21 protein-coding genes are annotated in these 18,442 nt (G+C 29.3%); 15 read left to right on the top strand and 6 right to left on the bottom strand.

What is annotated here, in order from left to right:
• Positions 1–10: 10 nt before the first annotated feature.
• Positions 11–859, bottom strand: coding sequence for a signal peptidase I (gene lepB, locus ELQ04_RS03520; protein WP_044777849.1), 849 nt, complete (start codon positions 857–859; stop codon positions 11–13).
• A 9-nt stretch (positions 860–868) separates the two neighbouring features.
• A complete protein-coding gene (gene folD / locus ELQ04_RS03525) occupies positions 869–1,717 on the bottom strand; it encodes a bifunctional methylenetetrahydrofolate dehydrogenase/methenyltetrahydrofolate cyclohydrolase FolD (RefSeq protein WP_002852542.1) in 849 nt (282 codons plus the stop codon).
• A gap of 79 nt (positions 1,718–1,796) precedes the next feature.
• Here folD and ELQ04_RS03530 point away from each other — a divergent pair, with 79 nt between their 5' ends.
• Genes ELQ04_RS03530 through ELQ04_RS03560 form a run of 7 tightly spaced genes read left to right on the top strand, consistent with a single transcriptional unit; the run spans position 1,797 to position 7,929 of the window.
• Complete coding sequence (locus ELQ04_RS03530) at positions 1,797–2,144, top strand: c-type cytochrome (protein ID WP_002852485.1); 348 nt, start codon at positions 1,797–1,799, stop codon at positions 2,142–2,144.
• Complete coding sequence (gene hemL / locus ELQ04_RS03535; RefSeq protein ID WP_044777847.1) at positions 2,141–3,415, top strand: glutamate-1-semialdehyde 2,1-aminomutase; 1,275 nt, start codon at positions 2,141–2,143, stop codon at positions 3,413–3,415. The genes ELQ04_RS03530 and hemL overlap by 4 nt, the downstream gene beginning before the upstream one ends.
• The gene (locus ELQ04_RS03540) at positions 3,412–3,741 is read left to right on the top strand and encodes an AtpZ/AtpI family protein (RefSeq protein WP_002852414.1); all 330 of its coding nucleotides are present in this window, start codon (positions 3,412–3,414) and stop codon (positions 3,739–3,741) included. The genes hemL and ELQ04_RS03540 overlap by 4 nt, the downstream gene beginning before the upstream one ends.
• Positions 3,741–4,244 carry a membrane protein gene (locus ELQ04_RS03545; RefSeq protein WP_002877200.1) on the top strand — a complete coding sequence of 168 codons (504 nt, stop codon included), beginning with the start codon at positions 3,741–3,743 and terminating at the stop codon, positions 4,242–4,244. The genes ELQ04_RS03540 and ELQ04_RS03545 overlap by 1 nt, the downstream gene beginning before the upstream one ends.
• On the top strand, positions 4,222–5,409 hold the full coding sequence (locus tag ELQ04_RS03550) for an MFS transporter (RefSeq protein ID WP_044777845.1): 1,188 nt from the start codon (positions 4,222–4,224) through the stop codon (positions 5,407–5,409). The genes ELQ04_RS03545 and ELQ04_RS03550 overlap by 23 nt, the downstream gene beginning before the upstream one ends.
• Positions 5,402–7,651: a flagellar hook-length control protein FliK gene (locus tag ELQ04_RS03555; protein WP_044777843.1), complete on the top strand. Its 2,250-nt coding sequence runs from the start codon at positions 5,402–5,404 to the stop codon at positions 7,649–7,651. Before ELQ04_RS03550 ends, ELQ04_RS03555 begins: the two co-directional genes overlap by 8 nt.
• Entirely contained in the window at positions 7,648–7,929 is a 282-nt protein-coding gene (locus ELQ04_RS03560) for a FlhB-like flagellar biosynthesis protein (RefSeq protein WP_002937672.1), read from the top strand. The genes ELQ04_RS03555 and ELQ04_RS03560 overlap by 4 nt, the downstream gene beginning before the upstream one ends.
• Here the strand turns inward: ELQ04_RS03560 and ELQ04_RS03565 are convergent.
• Positions 7,926–8,726, bottom strand: coding sequence for a phosphatidylserine decarboxylase (locus ELQ04_RS03565; protein ID WP_002937664.1), 801 nt, complete (start codon positions 8,724–8,726; stop codon positions 7,926–7,928). The genes ELQ04_RS03560 and ELQ04_RS03565 overlap by 4 nt on opposite strands.
• Entirely contained in the window at positions 8,723–9,847 is a 1,125-nt protein-coding gene (locus ELQ04_RS03570) for a metallophosphoesterase (protein ID WP_044777842.1), read from the bottom strand. Before ELQ04_RS03570 ends, ELQ04_RS03565 begins: the two co-directional genes overlap by 4 nt.
• An 85-nt stretch (positions 9,848–9,932) precedes the next feature.
• On the opposite strand from ELQ04_RS03570, the gene gltX reads away from it, so the two are divergent.
• From gltX to ELQ04_RS03585, 3 genes are read left to right on the top strand one after another with little or no spacing between them, the layout of a single operon-like run.
• Positions 9,933–11,228 (top strand): glutamate--tRNA ligase, encoded by a 1,296-nt coding sequence (gltX, locus tag ELQ04_RS03575; RefSeq protein ID WP_002881550.1) that lies wholly within the window; start codon positions 9,933–9,935, stop codon positions 11,226–11,228.
• Positions 11,229–11,230: 2 nt separating this feature from the next.
• Positions 11,231–11,512, top strand: coding sequence for a YggT family protein (locus ELQ04_RS03580; protein WP_002852501.1), 282 nt, complete (start codon positions 11,231–11,233; stop codon positions 11,510–11,512).
• A complete protein-coding gene (locus ELQ04_RS03585; protein ID WP_002861483.1) occupies positions 11,509–13,134 on the top strand; it encodes a lytic transglycosylase domain-containing protein in 1,626 nt (541 codons plus the stop codon). The genes ELQ04_RS03580 and ELQ04_RS03585 overlap by 4 nt, the downstream gene beginning before the upstream one ends.
• On the opposite strand, the gene ELQ04_RS03590 is transcribed toward ELQ04_RS03585, so the two are convergent.
• On the bottom strand, positions 13,031–13,516 hold the full coding sequence (locus ELQ04_RS03590; protein ID WP_002937642.1) for a hypothetical protein: 486 nt from the start codon (positions 13,514–13,516) through the stop codon (positions 13,031–13,033). The two genes, ELQ04_RS03585 and ELQ04_RS03590, sit on opposite strands and share 104 nt — an antisense overlap.
• A 95-nt stretch (positions 13,517–13,611) precedes the next feature.
• Here ELQ04_RS03590 and mobB point away from each other — a divergent pair, with 95 nt between their 5' ends.
• The 5 genes from mobB to ELQ04_RS03615 are packed head-to-tail and all read left to right on the top strand — an operon-like array spanning position 13,612 to position 17,978.
• Positions 13,612–14,103, top strand: a complete 492-nt coding sequence (gene mobB, locus ELQ04_RS03595) for a molybdopterin-guanine dinucleotide biosynthesis protein B (protein WP_002937641.1) — start codon at positions 13,612–13,614, stop codon at positions 14,101–14,103.
• A gap of 1 nt (position 14,104) precedes the next feature.
• Positions 14,105–14,947, top strand: coding sequence for a class 1 fructose-bisphosphatase (locus ELQ04_RS03600; RefSeq protein ID WP_002868153.1), 843 nt, complete (start codon positions 14,105–14,107; stop codon positions 14,945–14,947).
• A complete protein-coding gene (locus ELQ04_RS03605; RefSeq protein WP_002892523.1) occupies positions 14,940–15,137 on the top strand; it encodes a hypothetical protein in 198 nt (65 codons plus the stop codon). The genes ELQ04_RS03600 and ELQ04_RS03605 overlap by 8 nt, the downstream gene beginning before the upstream one ends.
• A 9-nt stretch (positions 15,138–15,146) precedes the next feature.
• The gene (metG, locus tag ELQ04_RS03610; protein WP_002937634.1) at positions 15,147–17,033 is read left to right on the top strand and encodes a methionine--tRNA ligase; all 1,887 of its coding nucleotides are present in this window, start codon (positions 15,147–15,149) and stop codon (positions 17,031–17,033) included.
• A gap of 3 nt (positions 17,034–17,036) precedes the next feature.
• Positions 17,037–17,978: a hypothetical protein gene (locus tag ELQ04_RS03615; RefSeq protein WP_002937632.1), complete on the top strand. Its 942-nt coding sequence runs from the start codon at positions 17,037–17,039 to the stop codon at positions 17,976–17,978.
• On the opposite strand, the gene ELQ04_RS03620 is transcribed toward ELQ04_RS03615, so the two are convergent.
• Complete coding sequence (locus ELQ04_RS03620) at positions 17,970–18,422, bottom strand: methylated-DNA--[protein]-cysteine S-methyltransferase (protein ID WP_002856786.1); 453 nt, start codon at positions 18,420–18,422, stop codon at positions 17,970–17,972. The genes ELQ04_RS03615 and ELQ04_RS03620 overlap by 9 nt on opposite strands.
• Positions 18,423–18,442: the final 20 nt, after the last annotated feature.

Genomic DNA, 18,442 nt, shown 5'->3' on the forward strand with positions numbered 1-18,442 from the left:
TTCACAAACATTAGCTTAATTTATCCTCATCATCATGATCATGGATATATTGTTCATCATTTTCCAAGGTATCAACAAAACGCCCTATCCTTTCCCAGCGAACATTTTTATCTTTATCCCAAGAGAAATATACAAACCAAGGTTTACCTACTATCAACCTATAAGGAACAGAACCCCAAAAACGACTATCATAAGAATAATCGCGATTATCACCCATCATGAAATACTCATTTTCAGGTACATCAAAAACATAAGCATTTCCGCCGCTAAAACCTATATGATTTCCAAGTTCTTTAATATAAGTTGGAGACATGGCAAAATCACCTATGCTAAGAAAGCGTAAAATATCACTTTCTATATCTTTTTTTGGATCATAATGAATACCTTTTTGTTTATAAGGTTCTTTTACATAAATTTGCCCTCCAAGAGTAACAAGATCATTCGGATAATGTTCTCTCATGAAATCATCACCCTCATGCATTCTTACATAAAGTGTTTTATTTGCATAAACTATCCTATCTCCTCCTATGCCTACACAACGCTTTACAAAGTGTTCTTTTTCATTTCTAGGATTTCTAAAAACAACTATATCTCCTCTTTGAGGCCCTTGTGCTTTTATCAAATGCCCATCTTTATTAAAATCCGGCAAAACAGGAATTTCCAACCAAGGAATATGAGGAGTTGGGATACCATAGCTAAATTTTTTAACAAATAAAAAATCCCCTACCAACAAGGTGTTTTTCATAGAACCAGAAGGAATAACAAAAGCTTGTATAAAGAAAAAAATCACCAAAAGAACAATAACTACAGTTCCAGTCCAAGACTGTGAAAATTTATATAATTTCTTTAAAATTTCCATAGATTTTCCCTAATTAAGTCTATTTTTAGCAGATTTAACTGTGTTTTCTAAAAGCATGGCTATAGTCATAGGACCTACTCCACCTGGAACAGGAGTTATATAACTAGATTTTTTAGATACCTCTTCAAAATCCACGTCTCCAACTATCTTTCCACTTTCAAGACGATTGATTCCAACATCAACAACAATCACTCCTTCTTTTACCATATCCGATCGAAGTAAATTCACACAACCTGCTGCTACTATAATCAAATCAGCTTGCCTAGTATAAAGGCTCAAATCTTTGGTTTTAATATGACAAACGCTTACTGTAGCTCCAGCGTTTAAAAGCATAGTAGCCATAGGACGACCTACTATATTTGAAGCACCTATAATAACAGCGTCTTTTCCTTCTAAATCAATTTCATAAGCCTTCAAAAGCTTCATAACTCCAAGTGGAGTACAAGGCAAAAACCCACTTTCTAAACCTAAATTTAAATATCCTACATTAATAGGATGAAAGCCATCAACATCTTTACTACTTATAATACTTTCAAGTATTAAATCTTTACAAATATGATCAGGTAAGGGAAGCTGAACCAAAATTCCATGAACACTATCATCGTGATTTAAGGTATTAATCAATGCCAAAAGTTCATTTTGTGTAGTATTTTCATTAAGATGATAAACTAAAGATTTAATTCCACATTCTTCACAGGCTTTAGCCTTAGATTTTACATAAGTTTGACTTGCAGGATTATCTCCAACTAAGATAACAGCTAAACAGCTTTCAATCCCTTTGCTTTTCAAAAATTGATTTTTTTCTTTTAATTCTTCTTTGATTTTTGCGCTTAAAGCTTTACCATCAAGCAAAGTCATTATTTTCCTTCTATAAATTTAATCACTTTTTTAAAGTAAAAATTGTATCATATTAAAACTTCATTAACAAGGTGAAACTTTGAAAATTGTTTTAATGTTTTTTTTATTTAGCATCAGTCTTTTTGGTGCTGATTTTATCACTCTTAAAGAATACTCTAAAATGCTTTATGAAAATCCAAGAGGCATTAGCTGCAAAGAGTGTCATGGGGCAGATGGAAGCGAACAAATTTTAGGATATTATATGAAAAATGGTATTAAAACAGCTTATAAAGTTCCAAGTATACAAAATCTTAGTTTTGAGAATTTTAAAAATTCTCTTAATCAGAGTAAAGACGCAAAATCAATCATGCCAAATTACTCTTTAACAAATGATGAAATTGTAACTTTATATAATTACATCAAGCAATTTAGCAAGGAAGAAAAATGACAAACAAAAAAGCTTTTAAAGAAGCGTGTAAATTCATCGCAGGTGGTGTAAATTCTCCAGTTCGTGCTTTTGCAAATGTTCAAAGTGAGCCAAAATTTATTTCTCATGGAAAAGGTGCTTATATTTTCGATATAGATGGAAATTCTTATATAGACTATGTTCAAAGCTGGGGGCCTTTACTTTTTGGACATTGCGATAAAGATATACAAAAAGCTTGTCAAAAAGCACTTCATAAAGGTTCAAGTTTTGGAGCTCCAACTTTATTAGAAACTGAACTTGCCAAGCTTGTTTTATCTGATTTTCCACATTTAGAAAAAATCCGCTTTGTAAGCAGTGGAACGGAAGCAACCATGAGTGCTATTCGTCTTGCCCGTGGCTTTACTAAAAAAGATAAAATTTTAAAATTTGAAGGATGTTATCACGGGCATTCTGATTCATTATTGGTGAGTGCAGGAAGTGGTGCTGCTACTTTTAACTCTCCTAGTTCTTTAGGTGTTTTAGAAGATGTAGCTAAACACACTTTAGTAGCGAAATATAATGATATAAATAGCGTTAAAGAGCTTTTTGAAAAAAATAAAGATATTGCATGTGTTATCATTGAGCCTATTGCTGGAAATATGGGGTTAGTTCCAGCTAAACAAGATTTTTTAGAAGAACTTGCTAAGATCTGTAAAAACAATCAAACTCTGCTGATTTTTGATGAAGTAATGAGTGGATATAGAGCATCTTACCTTGGTTCCTATGGAATCAATCATATCCAAGCAGATATAATTACTTTTGGTAAGGTAATAGGAGGTGGTCTACCTGCAGCAGCATTTGCTTCTAGAGCTGAAATTATGGATATTTTAAGTCCTTTGGGTGGAGTTTATCAAGCAGGAACTTTAAGTGGAAATCCTTTGGCAATGGCTGCAGGTATAGCAAGTCTTACAAAAGCCAAAAAGAAAACCAAGCTTTATGACAAACTTGGAAAATTAGCAAAAAAACTTACCCAAGGAATGAAAAAATTAGCAGATGAAAAAGGACTTCCGCTGCAAGCTTGTCATGTAGGTTCTATGTTTGGATACTTTTTCACCAAAGATCCTGTATCAAACTACCAAGATGCATTAAAATCTGATCTAGCATTATTTTCAAAATTTCACAAAAATATGCTTGAAAATGGAATTTATTTAGCACCTTCTCAATTTGAAACAGGCTTTATATGTTCAAAAATGGATGATAAAATTGTAGATACAACACTAGAGGCTGTTAGGGAAAGCTTTAAAAGAATATGAGCAATATTTTAAAAGAAGAAAAAAATCACTTAGAAAATTCCAACAGCAAAAGACAAAAAATCATTCGCAAAACTCTTGAAGCTGCGGATGGTTTAAGTCTTGGTATCTCTATGGTTGTTGCTGTATTTATAGGTGTGGGAATAGGATATTTACTTAAAAAATTTACTCCTTATCCTTGGCTTTTTTGGCTTGGAGTTTTTTGGGGGATCAGTGCTGCTATACTTAATGTTTACAAAGCTTATAAAGTTCAAGTAAAAAGCTATGAAGAATTTAAAGAAAGAGATGAGTTGATCAAAGAAAAAATTCAAAAAGAAAAGAACAAATAATGGAACATAAAAAAGCTCTATTTTGTATTTTTGCCATTATTCATTTATTTTTTTGGATCATATTTTCATCGTTAAATCATTTTAAATTAGATACATTTTTAAGCTATGAAATAGCTTTTTTTAGTGTTTTATTGATTATTTTTGCTTCTTATTTAAATTATAAAAAAGTCATTATAAAAAAATCAAAAAATTATGAAAAAAATTTTAATTTCATTTCATCGCTTTTTATCAAAAAAAAACAAAATTTATCAAAAATTATTCATTTTAAAGTTCTAAAAGACGATTTAAAGCCAAATGTTAAAGAGAAAATCCATTTTTTTGCTATGTTTTTTACTCTCTTTAAATTGATGGCTTATGTAATATTGGTTGCTGGATTTTTATTTTTACATCGCCAAGATAAATTAGATATCTTTGCTTATATTTGTGGAATTTCATCCTTGCTAGTTTGTGTGTTTATTTTTATTTTATATATAAAAAAGTATGAGTCCAAAAAAAATTATTAAATCAATGACAGCACTTTTTGCTGGTATGGCATTTTTATTTGCAGGTAATGCCTTGATAGTAAGCTCTATAGGTGTTATATTAAAAGAAAACGGAGAAAGTTCTTTAGCTGTTGGAGTAGTAAGTTCTTGTTTTTTTGTAGGCGCTCTTGTTGGAACTATCAGTGCTCATAAAATTATTTCTCGTATAGGTCATATACGCTCTTTTGGGCTATTTGGTGCTATTTTTGGAATTTCAGCTATGCTTCATACAGTAAGCGAAAATCTTATTTTTTGGGCTGTTTTAAGATTTTTCATAGGAATTTGCTACTATGGACTTTTAATGGTCATAGAATCATGGCTTAATGAAAAAAGCAAAAATGCCATTCGATCTAGAATTTTAGGTTTTTATGAAATTGTTTTTTATCTTGCGTTTGGTATTGGAGTTTTAATCATAGCGTTAAATTTGAGCAAACATAGTGTATTTATTCTCAGTGCAACTTTAATTTTACTTTCATCTTTACCTTTAAATCTAATTAAAATCAAAGAACCTGTTTTACCCGCATCAAGTCCTATTTCTATACCTAAAATTTTTGATATAGCTCCTTTAGCTATCGTCACAAGCTTTATAGCTGGAATGCTTATAAATGGCTTTTTTTCTATGGCATCTTTATTTATACTTTTGCAAGGTTTTGATACAAAAGCGGTTTCTTATTTTATATTTTGTGGGGTTTTAGGTGGTTTTATTGCACAAACCATCATAGGAACTATTTCAGACAAACTTGGTCGCAAATTTGCCATTATCACTTGTGCAAGCATAGGATTTATCACTATACTTATATTTATCTTTTTTAAACTTCATTTGTATATGCAATATTTTTTAGGAATTACTCTTGGTATAGGAATATTTTGTTTATATGCTTTAGCACTTGCTAGAGCAAATGATGTTTTAGTAAACAAAAATAAAGGTGTAGAGTTAGGTCGTGGGGTTCTTTTTTGTTATTCTTTGGGCTCTTTGTTTGGCCCTTTAATTTTAGGTTTTTTAATGCAATATTTTGAAATCAAAGGTTTTATATGGTTTTATATAGTTTCTTTAGCATTTTTAATTCTTTTTGCTATCAATAAACCAAATATTTTAAATAAAAAATTTAAGAAAAAGCCTGGAAATATGGTGATATTTGATGATTAATACTCAACTAGCAAGTCAAATTGCCAATACGCAAAAAAATGATTTAAAAGTAGATAACTCTACCTCAAAAGATAAAACAAATTTAAAGGACAATCCAAAAGAAGCACTTGCACAAGCTTTAAAGCAAAACTTAGGTTTAAGCAAGGACGCTAGTAGTGAAGAAATACTAGCAAAATTTGTTCAAAATGAAACAGGTATCAAATTAAAAGAACTTGTTAATAAACTTTTAGATCAAATCAATGCTCAAAAAAATCCCGATTCCCCTGTACTTAAACAAGGAAAAAATTTAAATTTAGCTCCTAATTTTGCTAATGAATTAAAAATCTTAAGTACAGAACTTGCAAAAAGTGATACTTTTACACAAGTTTTAGACAGATTAAATCAAATTTTAAAACCTGCCAGTGAAATAAAAAACAATAACTTAGCTCCTTTGTTTAAAAATTCAGGCGTATTTTTAGAAGCTAAATTAAAAGATGCTCTAAACGAAGAATTACTACCCAAAAGTTTTCACTCTCTTTTAAGTACAATCAAAGGTCTTAGTAGTAAAAAACTAAGCGTTCAGATAGCCCAGCTTGCAAATACAAATTTAAGCCCAAAAGACACTTTAAAAGAATTAAAAAATATTATTAATTCTAGCAAAATTGAAAATAAGCAAATTTTAAATCAAAGTTCTTTTAAAGCACTTTTAAATTTAAGTTCTAAATTGGAAAATTTTAAAAATTATATAAGTAAAAATCCCAGTCATGCTCAAGAAAAAATCACCCCTATAGCTAATAAAATTTTAAAAGAATTAAATTCCATCAAAAATGATTTTTTCAAAGCTCTTAATAAGCCAGAAAATTTAATGATAAAAGATCCAAACATCCTTAAGCAAACTGCTACCGCCTTTGAAAAACTTGAAAATACTTTAAAAAATATACTAGGCAATCAAGCTTCTAAAATACAAGATAAAGAAAATATTTTAGAAAATCTTTTAAGTAACAAAGAAAATATGAAAGAAGAAAAACTTAATCATAACACAAAAAACCAAGATGAAGAAAAACATATAAAAGCATCAAAAGAAGAAACTCTCACAGATGATACTAAAACCGATATTAAGCAAGATTCAAAAAACGAAGAAAATTCGCATGCAAAAGAAACTGATATAAAAGAAGATGAAAATTTAGATTCTGATATAAAAACTCACGAAGAAGATACCCAAGATACAAAAAATGATATTCAAAACAATGAAACAGAAAATAAGCCAGACAATGATATAAAAAACTCTACTCCAAACCAAGAAAAAATTAAAGATGGAAAACAAGAAAAATCAAAAGAAAATATCAAAGAAAATCCAAAATTTTATGAAACAAAAACAGAAAACAAAACTTCAATCAATACAAATACCAACACTTCAAATCCTAACACAAACAACACGCAAAATTTAAATAATTCTCAAAATATTCAATCTAACAATAACCAAACTATGCAAAATATTTTTAAAAATCAGGAATTTATAAAACAAAATATTGTAAAAAATTTAGCATTTAATGTAGAAAATTTAGATCTAGAACAAGTGCAAGATTTAAGTAAAAATTTAAGCAATCTTTCTCGTAGACTTAATGAAAGCTTAAAAGAACTTGAACCCTATACTCAAAATGCCAAGCTTAATCAAGCAGAACTTAAAAATCTCGAACACAAACTCAATCTTTCTACCAAAGATCTAGCGCAAATTAAACCAAAAACAGAACAAGATATAGCTGAATCTTTACATCATGATGTAAAATCAACACTTTTGCAAATTTCAAATTTAGCTAAAAATGAAGGCAATGAAGCTATATATAATCAAGCTAATCGTCTTTTAGCGCAAATTGAAATCAATCAGCTTATGTCTTTAGCTAATGATTCTATCAATACTTATCTGCCTTTTTCTTGGGATGATTTAAATGATTCTAAAATTATGTTTAGACGCGGAAAAAAGGATAAATTTTTTGCTCAGATTAAACTCAAATTTGCAAAACTTGGGGATTTGGAAATTCTTATTTCTTTAAATAATGAAAAATATATAGATATTAATATTATGGCAGAAAATATTGAATTTAGAAAAACCATCTATGAAAATGCCCATGAGCTTAAAAGAAATATCAATAAAGCAGGACTTTTAAGTGCAAATTTCTTCGTAGGTGATATCATAAGAAGTAAATTTGATACTAGAAATATGAAAAATTTAGATCTTGAAATGGGTATGGATAAAAAAGTATGAGTAAAATCAAAAGATCGATTAAAAAAGCTGTAGCTCTAGGCTATCAAAAAGAAAAAAACTCTGCCCCAAAAGTGCTTGCAAGTGGCAAAGGTGAAAGTGCTGCTAAAATTATTTCTTTAGCCAAGGAATACGGAGTTCCCATTAAAGAAGATGAAGATTTAATAGAAATTTTAAGCAAACTTGACTTAGGTGATGAAATTCCACCTAATATGTATAAAGCTGTGGCTGAAGTTTTTGCCTTTATCTATCAAATGGCAAATAAAACTCCTAAAAACTAATCCGCTATTTTTTCTCCAAATTTAATACCCTGCCCTGCTTTTAAATTAAAATTTAAAATCCCTTTTTGAGAGATTAAAACTATAGTAGAACCCAGTTCAAAATTTCCTAGTTCTTCGCCTTTTTTGAAATTTAAATTTTCATATTTTCTAGTAAAATTATGAGAAATTTTAGCATTGGTTTGTATGCTTGTATCAAAATTAAAACGCATTTTTCCTACATTTTGCGCTCCTACAAAAACAAGCCAAAAAATACCTTTTTCATTTTGACATTTTAAACTCACTCTTTCATTTTTTACATACAAATTACTAATGCGTTCTAAATGCTTTTCATTTACACTATAAAGGGCGCCACTTATGTAAGTTGCACTCAAAATTTGCATATCACAAGGGCTGTGATAACGATGATAATCTTTTGGAGAAAGATAGATATTGACATAATCAAGCCCATTTTTAAGCTCATCTTTTTCAAAGCTATCTTTTAAAAGCTCCTCAACGCTATAAGTATGCTCTTTTATAGAAAAAGCAAAATGTTCTTCATTTGCCAAAAAAGTACTTCCACACTCTAAAATTTTACCATCACTTGGACTGATAAAACCTTCTTCAAGTTTCCTTGGAATGTGCAAAGTTCTTGTAAAAAGAGCATTTAAACTCTCGTATTCACAAGGAGCTTTAAATTCGCTCATATCGATATTAAAATACTTAACATAATTTTCATTAATAACTTTTTGTATCATTTTAGGAAATTTAATCCCCGCTACAAAACCAAAAAGCCTTGAACTTTCTTTTGAAAAACTCATTTTTTTCCTTTTAAATTTAAAATCACTATTTCACTCGGAGCAAAAACTCTAAGACTTGGCCCCCAAAATCCTGCGCCACTACTCACATAAAGCTTAGTTTTTTCTCCTAAATTATAAAGCCCATGAACAAAACCTTGCTGAAGTTTAACTAAAAACATAAAAGGAAAAATTTGCCCTCCATGCGTATGCCCACTTAAAACAAGATCAAAATCACTTAAATCATAAAGCAAAGCTGTTTTAGGTTGATGTGTGAGTAAAATACTAGCTTTACTTGTATTTAAATCCACTTTTATTCTTGCTAAATCAGGAGCATATAAACCCTTATTAAGTCCGGCTAAATCTCCAATTCCAGCAATATTTATAAAACCTAAATCTAAATTTTGATTGACTAAAATTTTCATATTAGTATGTTTTCTAAGTAAATCCAAAACTTCATTGATACCATGATAATACTCATGATTTCCCAAGGCATAAAAAGTTCCATAAGTGGAATTAAAATCATTAAGTTTTGAGATGTAATTTTTTAAATCTTTAGGATTAGTATCAATCAGATCTCCTACTATTACAACCATATCAGGACTTTGCAAATTCACTTTAGTGATGAGCTTATCTAAAAAATTTTCATGCAAATTTTTACCCAAATGTATATCAGTAAGCATGGCAATTTTTAAATCTTGTTTAAGATTTGGTATTTCAACATCAACACTCTTTACTTCAGGTGTTTTTAGAGCATTATTTATACTTACATAAATTAAAAACACACTTAAAACTATAAGAGAAAACTCAAAAATCAAACGCAAAATAAGATTATATTTTTTATCTCTTTTACCCATAAGAGCTAAAATCAATTTAATAAAATCCCAAGCTAAAGTCATAAAAAACAAACAATAAGTCGGCGCATAAAGCATGGCTAAAATTTCATACCAAGCATCACTTAAATATTCATCTCTACGAAATATTAAAAACACAGCTTGGGCTAAAAAAAGCACAATAAAAATAAAGGCAAAAATTTTATAAAAATACTTAAAAAGAGTAATTTTCTTGATTAATCTTTTATAAATATAAACATTTGCTAAGCCAAAAATCAATAATACAATGAAAGAAAAAATTAAAAATATCATAAAAGTATTATAACCAAGTAAAATTAAATATCCGTATAAATTTTTCTGTTATAATAAGCTTTTAAATAATTTTAAAGGCTATAAAATGTACCGTTTTGCACCTTCTCCCACAGGTGATATGCACATAGGAAATTTACGCGCAGCAATTTTTAATTATATCTGTGCAAGACAAAAAAATATGGATTTTATCTTACGTATTGAAGATACTGATAAGGCTAGAAATATAGCAGGAAAAGAAGAAGAAATCAAAGAAATTTTAAATCTTTTTGGTATTTCATGGCAGCATTACTATATACAAAGTGAAAATTTAAAATTCCATCGCCAAATGGCTTTAAAACTTGTAAGCGAAAAGAAAGCTTTTGCTTGTTTTTGCACCGAAGAAGAACTTGAAGCAAAAAAAGAACTAGCTAAAAAACAAGGTAAAGCTTATCGCTACGATGGCACTTGTGAAAAACTAGCCGATATTGATGTTTTAGAATGCGAAAAACCCTTTGTTATCCGCCTTAAAAAACCTACTCATACTATGAAATTTACTGATTTTATCAAAGGTGAATTAAGTTTTGAGCCTGAAAATATAGACTCTTTTGTCATCATGAGAACAGATAAAACTCCAACTTATAATTTTGCTTGTGCGGTTGATGATATGCTTGAAAATGTCACTTGTATTATACGCGGAGAAGATCATGTTTCAAACACTCCAAAACAAGAACATATCCGCGCAAGCTTAGGTTATAATAAAGCTATGACTTATGCACACTTGCCTATCATTTTAAACGAAGAAGGTGTTAAAATGAGTAAAAGAGAAGCACATTCTTCTGTAAAATGGCTACTTGAAAGTGGAATTTTACCTAGCGCAATCGCAAATTATCTGATCATGCTAGGCAATAAAACTCCTTGTGAAATTTTTACCTTAGAAGAGGCTATAAAATGGTTTGATATTTCTAAAGTTTCAAAAGCTCCCGCAAGATTTGATCTTAAAAAACTCTTACAAATCAATCGTGAACATATCAAAATGATCAAAGATGATGAGCTTAATAAAATTTTAGATTTAAACAAAGATCTTGCACAACTTGCTAAATTTTACACTCAAGAAGCAAGCACCATAAAAGAACTTAAAGAAAAAATGCAAGCTATTTTTAGCACAAAAGACTTTGGAGAGTTTGAAACAGAATGTAAAATTTTAAAAGAACTCTTAAAAGATATTGAACTTTTTGAAAACTATGAAGATTTTAAAAATGAACTTTTAAGCAAAAGCGACTTAAAAGGTAAAAAATTTTTCATGCCTTTAAGGATAATTTTAACAGGAAATATCCACGGACCTGAGCTTGGTGATCTTTATCCTTATATTAAAAATTTTATTCACGAATTAGCAAGGATTTAACTATGGTTATAGACTCTTTTATTATTTCTATTTTTCAAGTACTACAAATTGTCATTAACATTTATACTTGGATTATTATCATCACAGCACTTTTAAGCTGGGTAAACCCTGATCCTTATAATCCCATAGTGCAAATTTTATATAAATTAAGTTATCCTGCTTACGCCTTAGTTAGAAAAATTCCAACACGCATTGGTAATATTGATCTTGCGCCTTTGATTATAGTCTTAGCATTGCAGTTTCTTGGCATTTTTCTTGGGAATATCTTAAGGAGTATATTGTGATAAAAAAAATACTCGTTTTTTTATTTATTTTTTCAAGTTTAAATGCTACACAATATAGTATAGAAAAACTCAAAAAGGAAGAAAATTCACTTGCTAAGGATTATTATATTTATAGGCTTTTAGAAAAAAATAAAATCAGTAAAAAAGATGCGCAAGATTTAAATTCTCATATTTTTCGCTATATAGGAAAAATTAAATCCGAACTTGAAAAAATCATCCCTTTAAAGCCTTATATCAACCCAAAATATGCTAAATGCTATACCTATACAGCAAATACTATCTTAGATGCAAATTTAACTTGTCAAAGTGTGCGCTTAAATTCATTAGTTTTTATAGCGAGTTTAAATTCCAAAGACCGAACGACTTTAGCTCAAACCTTTAAAAATCAAAGACCTGATTTGACAAATTTATTGCTAGCTTTTAATACTTCTGATCCTATGAGCTATATAGTACAAAAAGAAGATATTAATGGTTTTTTTAAACTTTATAATTATTCTAAAAAATACGACTTAGATTTAAATACAAGTTTAGTCAATAAACTACCAAACCACATTGGTTTTAAAGATTTTGCACAAAATATTATTATTAAAAAAGAAAATCCAAAATTTAGACATTCTATGCTAGAAATAAATCCTGAAAATGTAAGTGAAGATTCTGCTTTCTATTTGGGAGTCAATGCCTTAACTTATGATAAAACAGAGCTTGCTTATGACTTTTTTAAAAAGGCGGCTCAAAGTTTTAAATCGCAAAGCAATAAAGACAATGCTATATTTTGGATGTGGTTGATTAAAAACAATGAAGAAGATTTAAAAACTTTATCACAAAGTTCTTCTTTAAATATTTATAGTCTTTACGCAAAAGAACTTACTAACACACCTTTTCCAAAGATAGAAAGCCTTAATCCAAGCAAGAAAAAAAATAATTTTAATATGCAAGATCCTTTTGCTTGGCAAAAAATAAACAAACAAATTCGCGATGCTAACGCAAGTCAACTAGATGTCTTGGCAAAAGAATTTGACACACAAGAAACCTTGCCTATTTATGCTTACATATTAGAACGCAAAAATAATTTTAAAAAACATTATTTTATAATGCCTTATTATGATAATATAAAAGACTATAACAAAACAAGACAAGCTTTAATTTTGGCTATTGCCAGACAAGAAAGTCGTTTTATTCCAACTGCTATTTCAGTTTCTTATGCTTTAGGCATGATGCAATTTATGCCATTTTTAGCCAATCACATAGGGGAAAAAGAATTAAAAATTCCAAATTTCGATCAAGATTTTATGTTTAAACCTGAAATAGCATATTACTTTGGAAACTATCATCTAAATTACCTTGAATCGCGTTTAAAATCTCCACTTTTTGTCGCTTATGCTTATAATGGCGGTATAGGATTTACTAACCGTATGCTTGCAAGAAATGATATGTTTAAGACAGGCAAATTTGAACCTTTCTTGTCTATGGAGCTAGTTCCTTATCAAGAAAGCCGAATTTACGGAAAAAAAGTTCTAGCTAATTATATTGTGTATCGACATCTTCTGAACGATAGTATAAAGATTTCGGATATTTTTGAAAATTTAATTCAAAACAAGGCAAATGATCTAAACAAATCTTAGCTACAAGCCTAGTCTCTTCCTTGACATTAGGGAGAGATACTTTAAAATAATCAGTATAGTTGTTTTGTATTATATATTTTAAGTACTCATCATCCAGTTTTTCAATATTGGCTTTTTTATTATTGATAAAAACTTCTAAATTTTGAATTTTTAATGTATTTGGAGTAAAAGACAAGGCCAATACATCATCTTTGCTTGTCTTATCTAGAATTGGGTTTAAATAAGACATGGTTATAATGGCATTAATCTTATCTTGTGTGATTTTGTATTTTTGAGTAAACATTAAAGTTTGAGATTTTAAATTTGTATCCACAATCGCCTGATCTTTTAAAGAACAAGCTCCAAGCAAAAAAGCACCTAAAATTACACTATAAATTTTCATTCTTTTTCCATATTTTTTAGTATTATTGTAGCCTTTTAACCCTATTTTTTGGTTTAAAAAGATATAATTTTACAAAAAAATTAAGAGTATATTTTATGAAACAACTTATCATGGCTTTTAGCGGCCCGTCAAATTCAGGTAAAACTACACTTATCACAAAAATAGCTGATAATTTTTTGCAACAAAATTTAAAAGTTTTAATCATTAAACATGATCCTGCCGATAAAGCTCAATTTGATTTTAACGGTAAAGATAGTTTTAAATTTTTTCAAAGTGGGGCTGAAGTCATGGTTTTAAGTCCTACAAGAACAACTTTTTTTTCTCATGAAAATAGAGATATTTTAAAAGCTTTAAAATTAAGCCCTGATTTTGACATTTGTTTGGTTGAAGGATTAAAAACTCTTGATTTACCACGCATTAGCGTATTTTGCAAAGAAATTGATGAAAGTTATTTTACTTTTTCAAACGCTATTGCAAGCTATGAAAAAATTTCTCACCCTTATCTTACTTGGCTTGATTTAAACGATATACAAGCTATTTGTCGATACATACTTAAAAATGCTAAAAATTTACAAGGAGAATTATAAAATGCAAGAAGTGATTTCTTATATACAAAAAGCGGTTTTAGAAATTTCTAACGCTTTAAAATTTCCCGATACAAGCTACAGTCAAAATCAAAATTTTACAGGCGATACCCAACTCAAATTTGATGTTTTAAGCGATGAAATCATCACAAAAACTCTAAGTCAATGTTCAAGCATTAAAGCCATCATAAGTGAAGAAAAAGACGAAATTTTAACGCTTAACGAAAGGGCAAATTTTATCGTAGCTTATGATCCTTTAGATGGTTCTAGTTTAATGGATGTTAATTTTGCCATAGGTTCTATTTTTGCCATCTATGAAGAAAAAGCAAGTGCTAAAAATTTAAGAGCTGCACTTTATAGTATGTATGGAGCGCGCTTAGAACTTGTGATTTGCAAAGATCAGCCAAAACTTTATCGCTTAAATGCAAATAATGAATTTATTTTTATAAAAGATCTTAAAATGAATGAAAAAGGCAAGATTAATGCTACAGGCGGAACGCAAAAATTTTGGGAAGAAAAACACGCTAAATTTATCAAAAGTCTTTTTGATGAAGGATATCGCTTAAGATATTCTGGGGCCATGGTAAGCGATATCAATCAAATTTTATTAAAAGGGGGTGGCATTTTTAGCTATCCTGCAACACAAGATGCGCCTAATGGCAAACTTCGTGCCTTTTTTGAAGTCTTTCCTCTAGCCTTTATCATAGAAAAAGCAGGCGGAAAAACTACAAATGGAAAAAACCGCTCCTTACTTGAACTTGAATTTGATAAAATCCATGCGACAACTCCTTGTTTTTTTGGCTCAGAATATGAAATTTCAAAACTTTTAAAGGCTTACAATGAATGAAGCTAGAGATGAATTTGAGCAAGATATGGATAAAAAAAAAGAAATTTTACTTTCATGTCAAAACTCAAAAAACCTAAACTCTTGTTATAATTGCGATGAAATTTTTAACTGCCAAACTAGAAAAAATTATGTTGATGCAGTCTATAACAGTATGTCTAAGGGTAAAACCGAAGGCGGATTTGACTTTTAAAGGAAAAAAATGCGTTATATTACAACACCAATTTATTATGTAAATGATGTGCCTCATTTAGGTCATGCTTATACTACCATCATAGCCGATACTTTAGCAAGATTTTATCGTTTGCAAGGACATGAAACAAGATTTCTAACAGGAACAGATGAGCATGGACAAAAAATCGAAGAAGCTGCCAAACTAAGAAATTCCACTCCTCAAGAATATGCTGATAAAATCAGTTTTGAATTTAAAAAATTATGGGATGAATTTGAAATCACCTATGATATTTACGCAAGAACAACTGATACAAGGCATATTGAATTTGTTAAAGCTATGTTTTTAAAAATGTGGCAAAAAGGCGATATTTATAAAGATGAATACGAAGGACACTATTGTATTTCTTGCGAAAGCTTTTTTACTCAAAGTCAGCTTATCAATGATTGTTCTTGTCCAGATTGTGGCAAAAACACTACGATTTTAAAAGAAGAGAGTTATTTTTTTAAACTTTCAAAATACCAAGATAAAATTTTACAATGGTATGAAGAAAAAGATCCCATCCTACCAAAAAACAAAAAAAACGAACTTATAAATTTTGTCCAAAGCGGCCTTAAAGATCTTTCCATTACAAGAACAAGTTTTGATTGGGGGATTAAACTGCCTCAAGAAATTAATGATGATAAACATATTATTTATGTATGGCTTGACGCACTTTTTATCTATATAAGCTCTCTTGATTTTCAAAGCAAGGGAGAAAATGCTAAATTTTGGCCTGCGCATGTGCATTTAGTAGGAAAAGATATTTTGCGTTTTCATGCCATTTATTGGCCAGCTTTTTTAATGAGCGTAGATTTACCTTTGCCAAAATTTATAGGTGCACATGGCTGGTGGACTAAAGAAGGCGAAAAAATGAGCAAATCTAAAGGCAATGTTGTAAAACCTAAAGAAGTGGTTGATGCCTATGGAAGCGAAGCTTTTAGATATTTCTTGCTTAGAGAAGTACCTTTTGGTAATGATGGGGATTTTAGCGAAAATATGCTGATAAATCGTATCAATGCTGAACTAAGCAATGAATTTGGGAATTTACTTAATCGCATTATAGGTATGAGTACAAAATATTCTCAAGGAAATATTTCAAAAGAAGGTGTTTTAAAATTTTACAATGCTGAATTAAATCAAGCAAAAGAACACTTAAATTTAGCGGTAGAATTTTTAGAAAACTTACAGTGTAATCGTTATTTAGAAGAACTTTTTAAAGCCTTAAGCGTAGCAAATTTAGCCATTAGCAAATACGAACCTTGGAATTTAATCAAAGAAAACAAACACGAACAAGCTAATGCTTTAGTAGCACTTTGTGCAAATATTTTAGCCAAAACAAGCCTTTTATTAAGCCCTACTCTACCAAAGTCCTGTGAAAAAGTGGCTTTAGCTTTAAATTTTGAAATTTCGCCTGCAAATTACGCAAAAATGATACTTGGCAATGAACTTTTAGATTTCAAAGCAAATCCTTGCGAAGCTTTATTTCCAAAAGTAGAAAAAGCTCTTTTAAAACAAGAAATTAAAGAAGAACCTAAAAAAGAAGAAAGTCCTAAAATAAAAATCGATGATTTTGCAAAAATTGAAATCAAAGTCGCTAAGATACTTGATTGTCAAAATATAGAAGGGAGTGAAAAACTTTTGAAATTTCAACTCGAACTTGACGATAAAGAAATCCGTCAAGTACTCTCAGGCATAGCAAAATACTATAAAGCCAGTGATTTAATCGGTAAACAAGTTTGCATTATAAGCAATCTTAAAAAAGCTAAAATTTTTGGACATGAAAGCGATGGTATGATACTTTCTGCAAAAAGCGGAGATAAACTTGTTTTAATCACCCCTGAACAACTTGTACAAAACGGTTCTTTAGTGGGTTAAAATATGCAAATTAGCAATTTAGGTGAACTTTTAAATGCAACGCTCATTCATGAAGGTAGCGTTTTAAGTGTGGAAGGTTTTGCCATAAATTTAAACGAACTTAAAGCAGGCTTTGCCTTCTTTAATAACGATAAAAAAGAAATTACCCAAGCTGTAAAAAAAGGCGCTTATGCTATAATTACAGAAAATGACATTACTATTGAAGATAAAGACATTTTTTACTTTAGAGTAGAAAATCTAGAACAAGCTCTTGTAAGATTTTTACGCTTTTTTTGTGAAGATAAAGAATATGAATTTTTACTTTTTAAATCTTACGAACTAAGTCTTTGCAAGGCTTTTTATTTTAACATTTTAAAAGGAAATATTTTTGCTGATTTTGAAAAACTAATCAAAGCAAAAAAGGGTGAAATTTTTTGCTACTGTGAAGAAAATTACTTAAATAAACTTTGCGCCTATTCTCATAGTCTAAAAGATGCTAATTTTACCTTATTATCGCGATCTAGCTTCTTTTTTACAACTTTGATTTGTGAAAATTTATATTTTAAAAATCTTAATTTACCTTTTTTTTACGCAAATAGTTTTGCAAAAATTATTTCTTTTTTAAAAGAAAAAAATCAAAAAATAATATTTGATTTTAATAAGATTGATGATTTTAAAATTTATTTTATTGATGATAAATTTGAAATCACTCCTTTTGGTTCAAGCTCTCAAGCGTTTATTGTAAGCAACAACCAAAATACCTTTGAATTCTGGAAAGAAAAATTTAAAAACATAAAAGACTTTAAAATTGCTTCTAAAAATTCTTTATTTTGTGATTTTTCCTATAATCAGCTTTCAGATTTAAGAAAATTAAAAAATTTTAAATATTGTTTAATTCTTGAAAATTATGATATTTTTGAACAAGAATTTGAAAACAAAGAAAATCAAACCCCAAGCTTATTTTAAATTCACTCCTTCATTTTCAAGCAAAAATCTTTTTATTTCAAGCCCTCCATTATATCCTCCTATGCCATTACTTGCAATAACTCTATGACAAGGTATAAAAATAGGAATCTGATTTTTAGAATTTGCATTTCCGACAGCTCTAAAAGCTTTTGGATGATTAATTTTTTCTGCTATATCTTTATAAGTAGCTATTTTACCATAAGGAATTTTCATTAAAGCCTTATAAACCTTTGATTCAAAATCTGTACCTTGTATCAAAACAGGAATGCTAAATTTTCTAAGCTTATGAGTAAAATATAAATCAAGTTCATATTTTGCTAAGTCAAGCAAACTACAATTTTTTTCTGATCTTTTATTATCACAAAAATCAACTCTAGTTAAAAATTTTCCATCACTATGTAAAGATAGGTAACATAAAGGCATTTTATAATAAACTTTAAACATTTTTTATCCTTCAAAGAGCT

The sequence above is a fragment of the Campylobacter sp. CH278 genome (assembly GCF_004378845.1).
Taxonomy (GTDB): domain Bacteria; phylum Campylobacterota; class Campylobacteria; order Campylobacterales; family Campylobacteraceae; genus Campylobacter_D; species Campylobacter_D jejuni.